General features: G+C 72.5%; 9 protein-coding genes. 8 read left to right on the top strand and 1 reads right to left on the bottom strand.

Annotated elements, in window-relative coordinates:
- Window positions 1-178: 178 nt before the first annotated feature.
- Window positions 179-736, bottom strand: a complete 558-nt coding sequence (locus ADK86_RS22060) for a beta-class carbonic anhydrase (RefSeq protein ID WP_053698138.1) — start codon at window positions 734-736, stop codon at window positions 179-181.
- Window positions 737-1,230: 494 nt separating this feature from the next.
- Here ADK86_RS22060 and rsmH point away from each other — a divergent pair, with 494 nt between their 5' ends.
- The 8 genes from rsmH to ftsW all read left to right on the top strand — a co-directional run bounded on the left by rsmH (window position 1,231) and on the right by ftsW (window position 12,287).
- Window positions 1,231-2,190 carry a 16S rRNA (cytosine(1402)-N(4))-methyltransferase RsmH gene (gene rsmH / locus ADK86_RS22055; protein ID WP_053698137.1) on the top strand — a complete coding sequence of 320 codons (960 nt, stop codon included), beginning with the start codon at window positions 1,231-1,233 and terminating at the stop codon, window positions 2,188-2,190.
- Window positions 2,187-2,789, top strand: a complete 603-nt coding sequence (locus ADK86_RS22050; RefSeq protein WP_053698136.1) for an FtsB family cell division protein — start codon at window positions 2,187-2,189, stop codon at window positions 2,787-2,789. Before rsmH ends, ADK86_RS22050 begins: the two co-directional genes overlap by 4 nt.
- 108 nt (window positions 2,790-2,897) lie before the next feature.
- Window positions 2,898-5,183: a peptidoglycan D,D-transpeptidase FtsI family protein gene (locus ADK86_RS22045; protein WP_078952178.1), complete on the top strand. Its 2,286-nt coding sequence runs from the start codon at window positions 2,898-2,900 to the stop codon at window positions 5,181-5,183.
- 17 nt (window positions 5,184-5,200) lie between these two features.
- Window positions 5,201-6,904: a UDP-N-acetylmuramoyl-L-alanyl-D-glutamate--2,6-diaminopimelate ligase gene (locus tag ADK86_RS22040; RefSeq protein WP_053698135.1), complete on the top strand. Its 1,704-nt coding sequence runs from the start codon at window positions 5,201-5,203 to the stop codon at window positions 6,902-6,904.
- A 62-nt stretch (window positions 6,905-6,966) separates the two neighbouring features.
- The gene (locus tag ADK86_RS22035) at window positions 6,967-8,400 is read left to right on the top strand and encodes a UDP-N-acetylmuramoyl-tripeptide--D-alanyl-D-alanine ligase (RefSeq protein WP_053698134.1); all 1,434 of its coding nucleotides are present in this window, start codon (window positions 6,967-6,969) and stop codon (window positions 8,398-8,400) included.
- Window positions 8,401-8,405: 5 nt separating this feature from the next.
- Window positions 8,406-9,470, top strand: a complete 1,065-nt coding sequence (gene mraY, locus ADK86_RS22030; protein WP_003986880.1) for a phospho-N-acetylmuramoyl-pentapeptide-transferase — start codon at window positions 8,406-8,408, stop codon at window positions 9,468-9,470.
- Window positions 9,467-10,885, top strand: a complete 1,419-nt coding sequence (gene murD, locus ADK86_RS22025; protein WP_030593034.1) for a UDP-N-acetylmuramoyl-L-alanine--D-glutamate ligase — start codon at window positions 9,467-9,469, stop codon at window positions 10,883-10,885. Before mraY ends, murD begins: the two co-directional genes overlap by 4 nt.
- A gap of 61 nt (window positions 10,886-10,946) precedes the next feature.
- The gene (gene ftsW, locus ADK86_RS22020) at window positions 10,947-12,287 is read left to right on the top strand and encodes a putative lipid II flippase FtsW (protein ID WP_030180131.1); all 1,341 of its coding nucleotides are present in this window, start codon (window positions 10,947-10,949) and stop codon (window positions 12,285-12,287) included.
- Window positions 12,288-12,289 lie beyond the last annotated feature (2 nt).

The raw sequence follows: 12,289 nt of genomic DNA, 5'->3' as shown, positions 1-12,289 counted from the left end.
GCGCGCCGGCCCCCGCCGCACGGCCGCGCACCCGCCCGCGCACCCACGCCGACCGGCGCCGGCTTCCTGCGGCCCCCCGCTGAGCAGCGCGAACGACGGGGCCGGACGGACGGACCGCCCGGCCCCGCTGTCATGGATCGCGGCCTCCCGGCCGCGGCTCACCGTCGTCCCCCGGCGCCTACTTCGGGTGGACCTCCCGCAGCAGACCGGTCGTCACATCGAAGACGAAGCCCCGCACATCGTCGGTGTGCAGCAGGAACGGCGAGGTCCGCACCCGCTCGATGGACTGGCGGACGTCCTCGTCGAGGTCCTTGAACGCCTCGACCGCCCAGTTGGGCCGCTGGCCGACCTCGGCCGCCAGCTCGTGGCGGAACTCCTCGGTCAGGTTCAGCAGGCCGCAGCCCGTGTGGTGGATGAGCACGACCGAGCGGGTGCCCAGCGCCCGCTGGCTGATCGTCAGGGAGCGGATGATGTCGTCGGTGACGACGCCGCCCGCGTTGCGGATGGTGTGGCAGTCGCCGAGCGAGAGGCCCAGCGCGTCGTGGAGGTCCAGCCGGGCGTCCATGCAGGCCACGACGGCGACCTTGAGGACGGGGCGGGCGTCCATCCCCGGGTCGGTGAAGGCGGCGGCGTACTGTTTGTTGGCCTCGACGAGGCGGTCGGTGACCGTGCCGGCCGCGGGGGCCAGGGCGCTGTCGGCGGACGGGGGCAGCGGCTGAGAGGCAGGTATCGACATAGCAACACGGTAAGGGGCACCGGCCGGTAAGGCTGCACGTGGGAGCGGGGCATAGGGGGGCACTACGGCGTCCTGTGAGGTTTTCCACACGCCCCGCCGGGCGCCGCCGATCGGGTGAAAGAGCCCTTTTCGCCCCGGTCGCGGGCGCTCGCCCGGCCCGTCCCGCGGCTCTCCCGGGCCATCCGAAAACCGCGCGGAACCACCCCGGCGGCCGGTGCGGGACGCGCGGAACCGGTTGATTGACCCCGCGCGGCAGTGGACTAAAGTGGCGCGAAGTGGGAGGCGTGACGCTCTCCTTGGATCCCGAATCTTTCGCGTGCGATCTGCACGTACGGCTCGGCCTCCTCCCGCTCCAACCGGTCCGCCGACGGCACTTCCCCGTCGTCGGAGGGCCACTTCCCCTTCAGAGCGGGCGGGGACCAAGCGGTACGTGCGGCATTCCCCCAGCCAGCGGCCGGGGGGACCCACCTGCCGCCCACCCCATCGGAAGGCGCATGAGCAGCAACGATCGCCACGTACCCGTCATGCTCCAGCGGTGTCTGGACGTGCTCGCCCCCGCGCTCGCCGAGCCCGGCGCGGTCGTCGTCGACTGCACGCTCGGCCTCGGAGGGCACAGCGAGGCGCTGCTCGCCACGTTCCCGGCCGTCCGCCTGATCGCCCTCGACCGCGACCCGGCCGCGCTGAAGCTGGCGGGGGAGCGCCTGGCCCCGTACGGGGACCGCGCCACCCTCGTGCACGCCGTCTACGACGAGCTGCCGGAGGTCCTGGACCGCCTCGGCGTCCCGCGCGTCCAGGGCGTGCTGTTCGACCTCGGCGTCTCCTCCATGCAGCTGGACGAGGCCGACCGCGGCTTCGCGTACGCGCAGGACGCGCCGCTCGACATGCGCATGGACCAGACGACCGGCATCAGCGCCGCCGAGGTCCTCAACACCTACCCGCCCGGCGAACTGGTCCGCATCCTGCGCGCCTACGGGGAGGAGAAGCAGGCCAAGCGGATCGTCGAGGCGGTCGTACGGGAGCGCGCCAAGGAGCCCTTCACGAACAGCGCGCGCCTGGTGGAGCTGATCCGCGACGCGCTGCCGCAGGCCGCCAAGCGCACCGGCGGCAACCCCGCCAAGCGCACGTTCCAGGCGCTGCGCATCGAGGTCAACGCCGAGCTGGCCGCCGTGGAGAGCGCCGTACCGGCCGCCGTGCGGGCCCTCGCCGTGGGCGGCCGGATCGCGGTGCTCGCCTACCACTCGCTGGAGGACCGGATCGTCAAGCAGGTCCTCGCGGCGGGCGCGGCGCACACCGCGCCGCCCGGCCTGCCCGTCGTCCCCGAGCAGTACCAGCCGCGCCTGAAGCTGCTCACCCGCGGCGCCGAACTGCCGACCGAGGAGGAGATCGCCGAGAACCGGCGCGCGGCCCCCGCCCGGCTGCGCGGCGCCGAGCGCATCCGCGAGGACATCGCGTGAACCGGCCGGGGCGGGTGCGCTCGGGGCCGGGCCGGCTCTCGGGCCTGTTCGCCTCCGGCCCCGGCGGCACACCGGCGCGTACGCCGTTCGTGCTCCTGGTGGTGGTGCTCCTCGGCTCCGGGCTGATCACGCTGCTGCTGCTCAATTCCGCGCTCAACCAGGGCTCCTTCGAGCTGAGCAAGCTGGAGAAGCGGACCGACGAGCTGAAGGACGAGCAGCAGGCGCTCCAGCAAGAGGTGGACGCCTTGTCCGCGCCCGGCGCCCTGGAGCAGCGCGCTCGCGAGCTGGGCATGGTCCCGGGCGGCAGCCCGGCGTTCCTGGAGCCGGACGGCACCGTACGGGGCAAGCCGAGCAAGGCCGCGGGCGGCGGCGTCGGCCCGATGAGCGCGCCCGGCCCGTCGCGGCTCGCCGTCCCCGCACCGCGGCCCGCGCCGGGCCCCGCGGCCGGACCGGCCGCCGGCCCCCGGCCGTCCGCCGGACCGCGTCCTTCCGCCGCGCCCACCGCTCCGGACGCGCCGCTGCCCGACCACCCCATGCCCGCCCTCACCGCGCCCGGCCGCCCGCTGCCCGGGTCCGCACCGACGACCTCCGGCAGGTGAGCCCGTGACGTACGAGAACACCGTGACGTACGAGAACGCCGACGCCCTGCCCCATGCCGCGCCCGCGGCCCCCGCCGTACGGACGGCCGCACCGGAGGAGGACGCCGTATGACCGACCCCAAGGGCCCCCGCTCCGGAAACGGCTCCGGCTCCGGCCCGAAGGGCTCCGGAGCGAGAAGCACGGGCGGGAAGACGCCCGGCAAGACCCCCGGCCCGAAGAGCACAGGCGCGAGCACCCCCGGCCCGAAGAGCCCCGCCCCGAGAAGCACCGGAGCGAAGAGCCCCGGCGCCGGCGCCAGACCGTCCGGCACCAAGCCGTCCGACGCCAAAGCGACCGGCGCCAAAGCTTCCGGCACCAAACCCTCCGCCACCCCGGCCCCCCGCCGCGTCCCCCGTCCCACCCCGCCCGACGGCCGCGCAGGCCAGTCCCGAGGCGGCCAGGCGCGCGCCGGTCAGGCCCGTACCGGCCAGTCCCGCAGCACTCCGCGCCCCGCCGCCCAGCGCTCCGCACCCAAGCGCGCCCCGGCCGCCCGCGCCTCCCGCCCCCGCTCCGGCGCCTCGACCCTGCGGCTCGGCAGCCCGCGCCCCCGGCTGCGCATGGTCTCCCTCGCGCTCACGCTGATCATGCTGATCTTCGTGATCCGGCTGTTCCAGGTGCAGGCCGTGGACGCCGGCGCATACGCGGCCAAGGCCAACGTCAACCGCTACGTCCCGGTCAAGCTGGCCGCCGAGCGCGGCGCGATCACCGACCGGGACGGCGTGGACCTGGCGACCACGGTGGACGCGTACGACATCACCGCCGACCCCAGCCTGCTCGCGCCCGACAAGATCAAGATCAAGGACGCCCCGCAGCAGGCCGCCGGGCTGCTCGCGCCGATCCTGGGCGAGGACCAGGCCGTACTGGCCAAGAAGCTCGCCACGCCCGGCTCCCGCTACGTACGGCTCGCCCGGCAGCGGACCCCGCAGGTCTGGAAGCAGATCAAGGACCTGCGCAAGGCGCTCGACGCCAAGGCGGCCAAGGCGCCCAAGAGCAGGCCCCGCCCCAACGTGCTCGTCGGGATCTTCGCGGACAAGCACAGCAAGCGCGTCTACCCGAACAAGGATCTGGCCTCCGGCGTCCTCGGTTTCGTCAACAGCGAGGGCCGGGGCGGCGGCGGCCTGGAGGCCCGGCTCGACAAGCAGCTGGCGGGCAAGGACGGCAAGCTGGTCTACGCCCAGTCCGGCGGCCGCCGCGTCCCCACCGCCGACACCCAGGAGCACCCGGCCGTCCCGGGCACCGACATAGAGCTGACCTTGGACCGCGACATCCAGTGGATGGCCCAGCAGGCCATCACCAAGCAGGTCGCCGAGTCGCAGGCCGACCGGGGCTACGTCGTGGTCCAGGACACCAGGACCGGCGAAATCCTGGCCCTGGCGAACGCCCCCGGCTTCGACCCCAACGACATCTCCAAGGCGGACCCGGACGCGCTGGGCAACGCCGCCCTCACCGACGCCTTCGAACCCGGCTCCACCAGCAAGCTGATGTCGATGGCCGCCGTCCTGGAGGAGGGCGCGGCGACCCCCGCCACCCGCGTCACCGTCCCCAACCGGCTGCACCGCGGCGACCGCAACTTCTCGGACGACATCGACCACCCGACCTGGCACCTGACGCTCAACGGCGTCCTGGCCAAGTCCAGCAACATCGGCACCATCCTGGCCACCGAACAGCTCGGCAAGACCCGTAAGGAGGCCAACCAGGTGCTCTACTCCTACCTGCGCAAGTTCGGGATCGGAAAGCCCACCGGGCTCGGCTTCCCGGGCGAGACCGCGGGCCTGCTGGCCCCGCCGCTGAAGTGGAGCACCTCGCAGCAGTACACCATCCCCTTCGGACAGGGGCTGTCGCTCAACGCCGTCCAGGCCGCTTCGGTCTACTCGACCATCGCCAACGGGGGCGAGCGGATCGCCCCGACGCTCGTACGGGGCGGTACGGGCCCGGACGGCCGGTACCAGGCCGCGCCGAAGCCGGAGAAGACCCGGGTGGTCAGCGAGAAGACCGCCAGGACGCTGGCCACCATGCTCGAATCGGTGGTCGACGACAAGGAGGGCACCGGCGCCAAGGCGAAGATCGACGGGTACCGCGTCGGCGGCAAGACCGGCACGTCCAACCGGGTGGACCCGAAGACCGGCCGCTACCACGGCTACACCGCCTCCTTCGCCGGGTTCGCGCCCGCCGACCAGCCCCGTATCACCGTCTACTGCGCCGTCCAGAACCCGACGAAGGGCAGCTACTTCGGCGGCCAGGTGTGCGGCCCGATCTACCAGCAGGTCATGGAGTTCGCGCTCAAGACGCTCCAGGTCCCGCCGAGCGGCGCCCAGCCCCCGCGCCTGCCCGTCACCTTCAAGCCAGGCGAATGAAAACGAGGCAGGCCGCCGTGACGACCATCACCCCCGACCCCGGGAACCGCTCCGGGACCCGGCCCTCACTTCGCCCCGAGGGTGCCGCGCCCGGTACGCTCACCGCCGTGTCACACGCTGATCAGTCCCACAACGCCCAGAAGGACGCCGCCGGGAAATTCCCGGGGGCGCCCCGCCCAGAGCGGGTCCGTCCCACCCCCCTGACGGACCTCGCCGAGCAGTTGGGCACCTCGGTGCCGGCCACGGCGGACGCCGCCGTCACCGGCATCACCCACGACTCACGGGCCGTGCGCCCCGGTGACGTCTACGCCGCGCTGCCCGGTGCACGCTTCCACGGGGCCGACTTCGCGGGCCAGGCGGCCGACCTCGGCGCCGCGGCGGTCCTGACCGACCCGGCGGGCCACGAGCGCGCCGCCGCCACCGGTCTGCCCGTCCTGGTCGTGGACGAGCCGCGGGCCCGGATGGGCGCCCTCGCCGTCTCGATCTACGGGGACCCGGGCCAGGACCTCCTCCAGATCGGCATCACCGGCACCTCGGGCAAGACCACCACCGCGTACCTGATCGACGGCGGGCTGCGGGCCGCCGCCGAGAAGTCGGGCGGCGGGAGGACCGGCCTGATCGGCACGGTCGAGTCCCGGATCGGCGACGAGCGCCTGAAGTCCGAGCGCACCACCCCCGAGGCCACCGACCTCCAGGCGCTGTTCGCCGTCATGCGCGAGCGCGGCGTGCGCGCGGTGACCATGGAGGTCTCCAGCCACGCGCTGGTCCTCGGCCGCGTCGACGGCTGCGTCTTCGACGTCGCGATCTTCAACAACCTCAGCCCGGAGCACATGGAGTTCCACTCCGGGATGGAGGACTACTTCCAGGCCAAGGCCCAGCTGTTCACCAAGGCCCGCAGCAAGGCCGGCGTGGTCAACATCGACGACGAGTACGGCAAGCGGCTGGCCGCCGGCGAGTCCGAGGTGCCGGTCACCACGTTCTCCGCCGAGGGCCACCCGGACGCCGACTGGCGCGCCGCCGACGTCGAGGTCGGCGCGCTCGGCTCCACCTTCACCGTGCTGGGCCCCGACGGCGTGTCCGTACGGGCCGCCGCGCCCATCCCGGGCCCCTTCAACGTCGCCAACGCGCTGGCCGCCATCACGGCCCTGGCCGTGGCCGGCGTGGACCCGCAGACCGCCGCCGACGGCGTCGCCGCGGTGCCCGGCGTCCCCGGCCGCCTGGAGCGCGTGGACGCCGGCCAGAAGTACCTGGCGGTCGTCGACTACGCCCACAAGACCGACGCGGTCGAATCGGTGCTGCGCGCCCTGCGCAAGGTCACCGAGGGCCGTATCCACGCCGTGCTGGGCTGCGGCGGCGACCGCGACCCGCACAAGCGCAAGCCGATGGGCGCGGCGGTCGCCCGCCTCGCCGACACCGCCGTACTGACCTCCGACAACCCCCGCGGCGAGGACCCCCTCGCGATCCTCGCCACCATGCTCGCGGGCGCCGCCGAGGTGCCCGTCCACGAGCGCGGCACCGTGCTGGTCGAGGAGGAGCGGGCCGCCGCCATCGCGGCCGCCGTGGCCCGCGCCGAGCCCGGCGACACCGTGATCGTCGCGGGCAAGGGCCACGAGCAGGGCCAGGACATCGCCGGAGTGGTCCGCTCCTTCGACGACCGTCAGGTGCTGCGCCGGGCCATCGAGGCTTCGTTGAACTCGCAGCAGCCGAACCACCAGGGATGACACACCGCCATGCGCGCAAAACCCTTCGAACGGCATTTCCTGCCCACGGCCGGGGGTGAGAAGTGATCTCCCTGTCCCTCGCCGAGATCACGAGCATCGTCGGCGGGCAGCAGCACGACATACCGGACCCGCAGGCCCGGGTCACCGGCCCCGTCGTGTTCGACTCCCGTGAGGTCCGCCCCGGCAGCCTCTTCGCGGCCTTCGCCGGCGAGCGCGTGGACGGCCACGACTACGCCGGGCGCGCCGTCGAGGCGGGCGCCGCGGCGGTCCTGGCCGCCCGCCCCGTCGGCGTCCCCGCGATCGTCGTGGACGACGTGGTCGCCGCCCTCGGCGCGCTGGCCCGCGCCGTCGTCGGCCGCCTGGGCACCAGCGTCGTCGGGCTGACCGGCTCGGCCGGCAAGACCAGCACCAAGGACCTGATCGGCCAGCTGCTGTCGCGCAGCGGGCCGACCGTGTGCCCGGTGGGCAACCTGAACAACGAGATCGGGCTGCCGGTGACCGCGCTCCGCGCGGACGCCGACACCAAGTTCCTCGTCCTGGAGATGGGCGCCCGCGGCATCGGCCACATCCGCTACCTGGCGGAGCTGACCCCGCCGCGGATCGGTGTGGTGCTCAACGTCGGCTCCGCGCACATCGGCGAGTTCGGCGGCCGCGAGCAGATCGCCCAGGCCAAGGGCGAGCTGGTCGAGGTGCTGCCCACCGCCGACGAGGGCGGCATCGCCGTACTGAACGCGGACGATCCGTACGTACGGGCCATGGCGTCGCGCACGAAGGCCCGCACGGTCTTCTTCGGCGAGTGTGCCGAGGCCGCCGTACGTGCCGAGAATGTCCGGCTCACGGCGCTCGGACAGCCCTCCTTCACGCTTCACACACCCTCCGGGTGCAGCGACGTGACCATGCGGCTGTACGGTGAGCACCACGTGTCGAACGCGCTTGCCGCGGCCGCCGTCGCCCATGAGTTGGGCATGCCCGTGGACGAGATCGCCGCCGCGCTCTCCGAAGCCGGCACGCTCTCCCGCTGGCGCATGGAGGTCACCGAGCGCGCGGACGGTGTGACGGTCGTCAACGACGCCTACAACGCGAACCCGGAATCGATGCGGGCGGCGCTTCGCGCGCTCGTGGCGATGGGCGAAGCCTCCAAGACAACGGGAGGCCGTACGTGGGCGGTGCTCGGTGAGATGGCCGAGCTCGGCGGGGAGTCACTCGCCGAACACGACGCGGTCGGGCGCCTGGTCGTCCGGCTCAACGTCAGCAAGCTCGTGGCGGTCGGCGGCAGGGAAGCGGCCTGGCTCGACATGGGCGCCAAGAACGAGGGTTCGTGGGGTGAGGAGTCGGTGCACGTGTCCGACGCGCAGGCGGCGATCGACCTGTTGCGCAGCGAGCTGCGGCCGGGTGACGTCGTGCTGGTGAAGGCGTCCCGGTCGGTCGGCCTGGAACGGGTCGCCGCGGCATTGCTGGACGACGACGGTGTCAAGGGCGGGGCCGCCACCCGATGAACACGATGAAGCAGATCCTCTTCTCCGGAATGATCGGGCTCTTCCTGACCCTGATCGGCACCCCGCTGCTGATCAAGCTGCTGGCGAGGAAGGGGTACGGGCAGTACATCCGCGACGACGGCCCGCGCGACCACCACAGCAAGCGCGGTACGCCCACCATGGGCGGTATCGCCTTCATCCTGGCCACGCTCATCGCGTATGCGCTGACCAAGGTCATCACCAGCAGCGACCCCAGCTTCTCGGGTGTGCTGGTGCTGTTCCTGATGGCCGGCATGGGCCTGGTGGGCTTCCTCGACGACTACATCAAGATCGTCAAGCAGCGGTCGCTGGGCCTGCGGGCCAAGGCCAAGATGGCCGGCCAGCTGATCGTCGGCATCGCCTTCGCGGTGCTCTCGCTCCAGTTCGCCGACCTGCGCGGCCAGACCCCGGCCTCCGACCGGCTCTCCTTCACCCAGGACTTCGGCTGGCAGATCGGCCCGGTGCTCTTCGTCATCTGGGCGCTGTTCATGATCCTGGCGATGTCCAACGGCGTGAACCTCACCGACGGCCTGGACGGCCTGGCCACCGGCGCCTCGGTGATGGTCTTCGGCGCGTACACCTTCATCGGCATCTGGCAGTACCAGGAGTCCTGCGCCAACCAGATCAGCGCCGGACCGGCCTGTTACGAGGTGCGCGACCCGCTCGACCTGGCGGTCGTCGCCTCCGCCCTGATGGGCGCCTGCTTCGGCTTCCTGTGGTGGAACACCTCGCCCGCCAAGATCTTCATGGGTGACACCGGCTCGCTGGCCCTGGGCGGCGCGCTGGCGGGCCTGGCCATCTGCTCCCGTACGGAGCTGCTGATGGCCGTGCTCGGCGGCCTCTTCGTTCTGATCACCATGTCGGTGGTCATCCAGGTCGGCTCCTTCCGGCTCACCGGCAAGCGGGTCTTCCGGATGGCGCCGCTCCAGCACCACTTCGAATTGAAGGGGTGGTCCGAAGTCCTTGTCGTGGTCCGGTTCTGGATCATCCAGGGCATGTGCGTGATCGTCGGTCTGGGCATCTTCTACGGCGGCTGGCAGGCGGCCAAGTGAGTGCCCTGGACCTCGCCGGACAGCACGTGACCGTGGCCGGCCTCGGTGTGAGCGGCGTCCCCGCCGCCCGCGCCCTGGCCGGCCTCGGCGCCGTCGTCACCGTCGTCAACGGCAGCGACGGCGAGCGGGAGCGCGCCCAGGCCGCACCCCTGGAAGAGCTGGGGATCACCGTCCGCCTCGGCGACGGCGACACCCTTCCCGAGGGCACCGACCTGGTCGTCACCACCCCCGGCTGGAAGCCCACCAGCCCGCTCTTCCAGGCCGCCGAGGCGGCCGGCGTCCCTGTATGGGGCGACGTCGAGCTGGCCTGGCGGATGCGCGGCCCGGACGCTCCGCCCTGGCTCGCGGTCACCGGCACCAACGGCAAGACCACGACCGTACGGATGCTCGCCGCCATCCTGGAGGCCGAGGGGCTGCGCACCGCCGCCGTCGGCAACATCGGCGTCCCCCTGGTGGACGTGGTGCTCTCCGACGAGCCGTATGACGTCCTCGCCGTCGAGCTCTCCAGCTACCAGCTGCACTGGGCGCCCTCCGTGCGCGCCCACTCCGCCACCGTCCTCAACCTGGCCCCGGACCACCTCGACTGGCACGGCTCCATGGAGGCGTACGCCGCCGACAAGGGCCGCATCTACGAGGGCAACACCGTGGCCTGCGTCTACAACGTCGCCGACAAGGCCACCGAGGACCTGGTGCGCGAGGCCGACGTCGAGGAGGGCTGCCGCGCCATCGGCTTCACCCTCGGCACCCCGGGCCCCTCGCAGCTGGGCGTCGTCGAGGGCATCCTCGTCGACCGGGCCTTCGTCGAGAACCGGCAGAAGCAGGCGCAGGAACTCGCCGAGGTCTCGGACGTGACGCCCGCGGCCCCGCACAACATCGCCAACGCGCTCGCCGCGGCGGCCCTCGCCCGCGCCTTCGGCGTGCGCCCCCAGTCCGTACGGGACGGCCTGCGCGCCTTCCACCCGGACGCGCACCGCATCGAGCACGTCGCGGACGTCGCCGGGGTCGCGTACGTGGACGACTCCAAGGCCACCAACACCCACGCCACCGAGGCGTCGTTGGCGGCGTACGAGCACATCGTCTGGATCGCCGGCGGCCTGGCCAAGGGCGCCACCTTCGACGAACTCGTACAGAAGTCGGCCGGCCGGCTGCGCGGCGCGGTCCTCATCGGCGCCGACCGGGGGCTCATTCGGGAGGCCCTGGCGCGACACGCGCCGGATGTGCCGGTGGTCGACCTCGACCGGACCGACACTGGGGCGATGTCCGAAGCCGTCCGGGAAGCCGCCCGCCTGGCCCGGCCGGGCGATACCGTCCTGCTGGCCCCGGCCTGCGCCTCGATGGACATGTACCTGAACTACAACAAGCGGGGCGAAGCCTTCGCCGACGCGGTCCGCACGCTGGCCGCTCAGGAACAGTAGTCCGTACGTCCCCGCCGCCGTCGAGGACGCACGGCGCAGCGCACCTGTGGAGGGGACGACGATGACGGCCCGATCGGCGAAGGCGGCGCCGCCGCGCCCGGCCCGGCGCACCGGCTTCGGCCCGCGCCCGGCGCGCGGCGGCGGCCCCCGCACCCCGCGGGGGCCGTACACCCGGCTCAGACGGGCCTGGGACCGGCCGCTGACCGCCTACTACCTGGTGGTCGGCGGCAGTCTGCTGATCACCGTGCTCGGTCTGGTGATGGTCTACTCGGCCTCCCAGATCAAGGCGCTCCAGCTCGGGCTGGCGCCGACGTACTTCTTCCGCAAGCAGCTGCTCGCGGCGGTGCTCGGCGGCATCCTGATGCTGGTGGCGGCCCGGATGACGGTACGGGTGCACCGCACCCTGGCCTATCCGCTGCTGGCCGTCTCGGTCTTCTTGATGACCCTGGTGCAGATCCCCGGGATAGGGGTCGCGGTCAACGGCAACCAGAACTGGATCAACCTGGGCGGCCCCTTCCAGATGCAGCCCAGCGAGTTCGGCAAGCTGGCGCTGGTCCTGTGGGGCGCCGACCTGCTGGCCCGCAAGCAGGACAAGAAGCTGCTGATGCAGTGGAAGCACCTGCTGGTGCCGCTGATCCCGGTGGCCTTCCTGCTGCTCGGTCTGATCATGCTCGGCGGCGACATGGGCACCGCGATCATCCTGACCGCGATCCTGTTCGGGCTGCTGTGGCTGGCCGGCGCCCCCACCCGGCTCTTCGTGGGCGTGCTCGGCGCCGCCACCGTGATAGGGGCGCTGCTGATCAAGACCAGCGCCAACCGGATGGCCCGGCTCGCCTGCATCGGCGCGACCGATCCGGGACCGCAGGACCAGTGCTGGCAGGCCGTGCACGGCATCTACGCGCTGGCCTCCGGCGGCTTCTTCGGTTCGGGGCTCGGCGCCAGTATGGAAAAATGGGGTGAACTCCCTGAACCGCACACCGACTTCATCTTCGCCATCACCGGGGAGGAACTGGGGCTTGCGGGGACGCTGTCGGTGCTCGCCCTCTTCGCGGCTCTAGGCTATGCGGGTATCCGCGTGGCCGGACGCACGGAGGATCCCTTCGTGAGGTACGCAGCGGGAGGCGTGACCACCTGGATCACGGCCCAGGCCGTGATCAACATCGGTGCGGTGCTCGGTCTGTTGCCGATCGCCGGGGTCCCGCTGCCGCTGTTCTCCTTCGGGGGCTCCGCCCTGCTGCCGACGATGTTCGCCATCGGTCTGCTGATCGCCTTCGCGCGTGACGAGCCCGCTGCACGGGCGGCACTGGCCATGCGGCAGCCTGTTTTCGGCAGGAAACTGGCTGGGGTGAGACGGAAGACGATGAGACGGCGCGTCAAGAAGCGGCCGTCCGGAGAGCGGTGAAT

Origin of the sequence: Streptomyces sp. NRRL F-5755, assembly GCF_001279365.1 — a bacterium.
In the GTDB taxonomy this organism is placed as follows: domain Bacteria; phylum Actinomycetota; class Actinomycetes; order Streptomycetales; family Streptomycetaceae; genus Streptomyces; species Streptomyces rimosus.
This window is presented reverse-complemented; position numbering and strand designations above follow the sequence as displayed.

Bases quoted from the DNA above. Each gene is read 5' to 3' on its own strand.
- rsmH (WP_053698137.1), top strand. From the start codon at position 1,231: ATGAGCAGCAACGATCGCCACGTACCCGTCATGCTCCAGCGGTGTCTG.
- ftsW (WP_030180131.1), top strand. From the start codon at position 10,947: ATGACGGCCCGATCGGCGAAGGCGGCGCCGCCGCGCCCGGCCCGGCGC.
- ADK86_RS22045 (WP_078952178.1), top strand. From the start codon at position 2,898: ATGACCGACCCCAAGGGCCCCCGCTCCGGAAACGGCTCCGGCTCCGGC.
- ADK86_RS22060 (WP_053698138.1), bottom strand. From the start codon at position 736: ATGTCGATACCTGCCTCTCAGCCGCTGCCCCCGTCCGCCGACAGCGCC.
- mraY (WP_003986880.1), top strand. From the start codon at position 8,406: ATGAAGCAGATCCTCTTCTCCGGAATGATCGGGCTCTTCCTGACCCTG.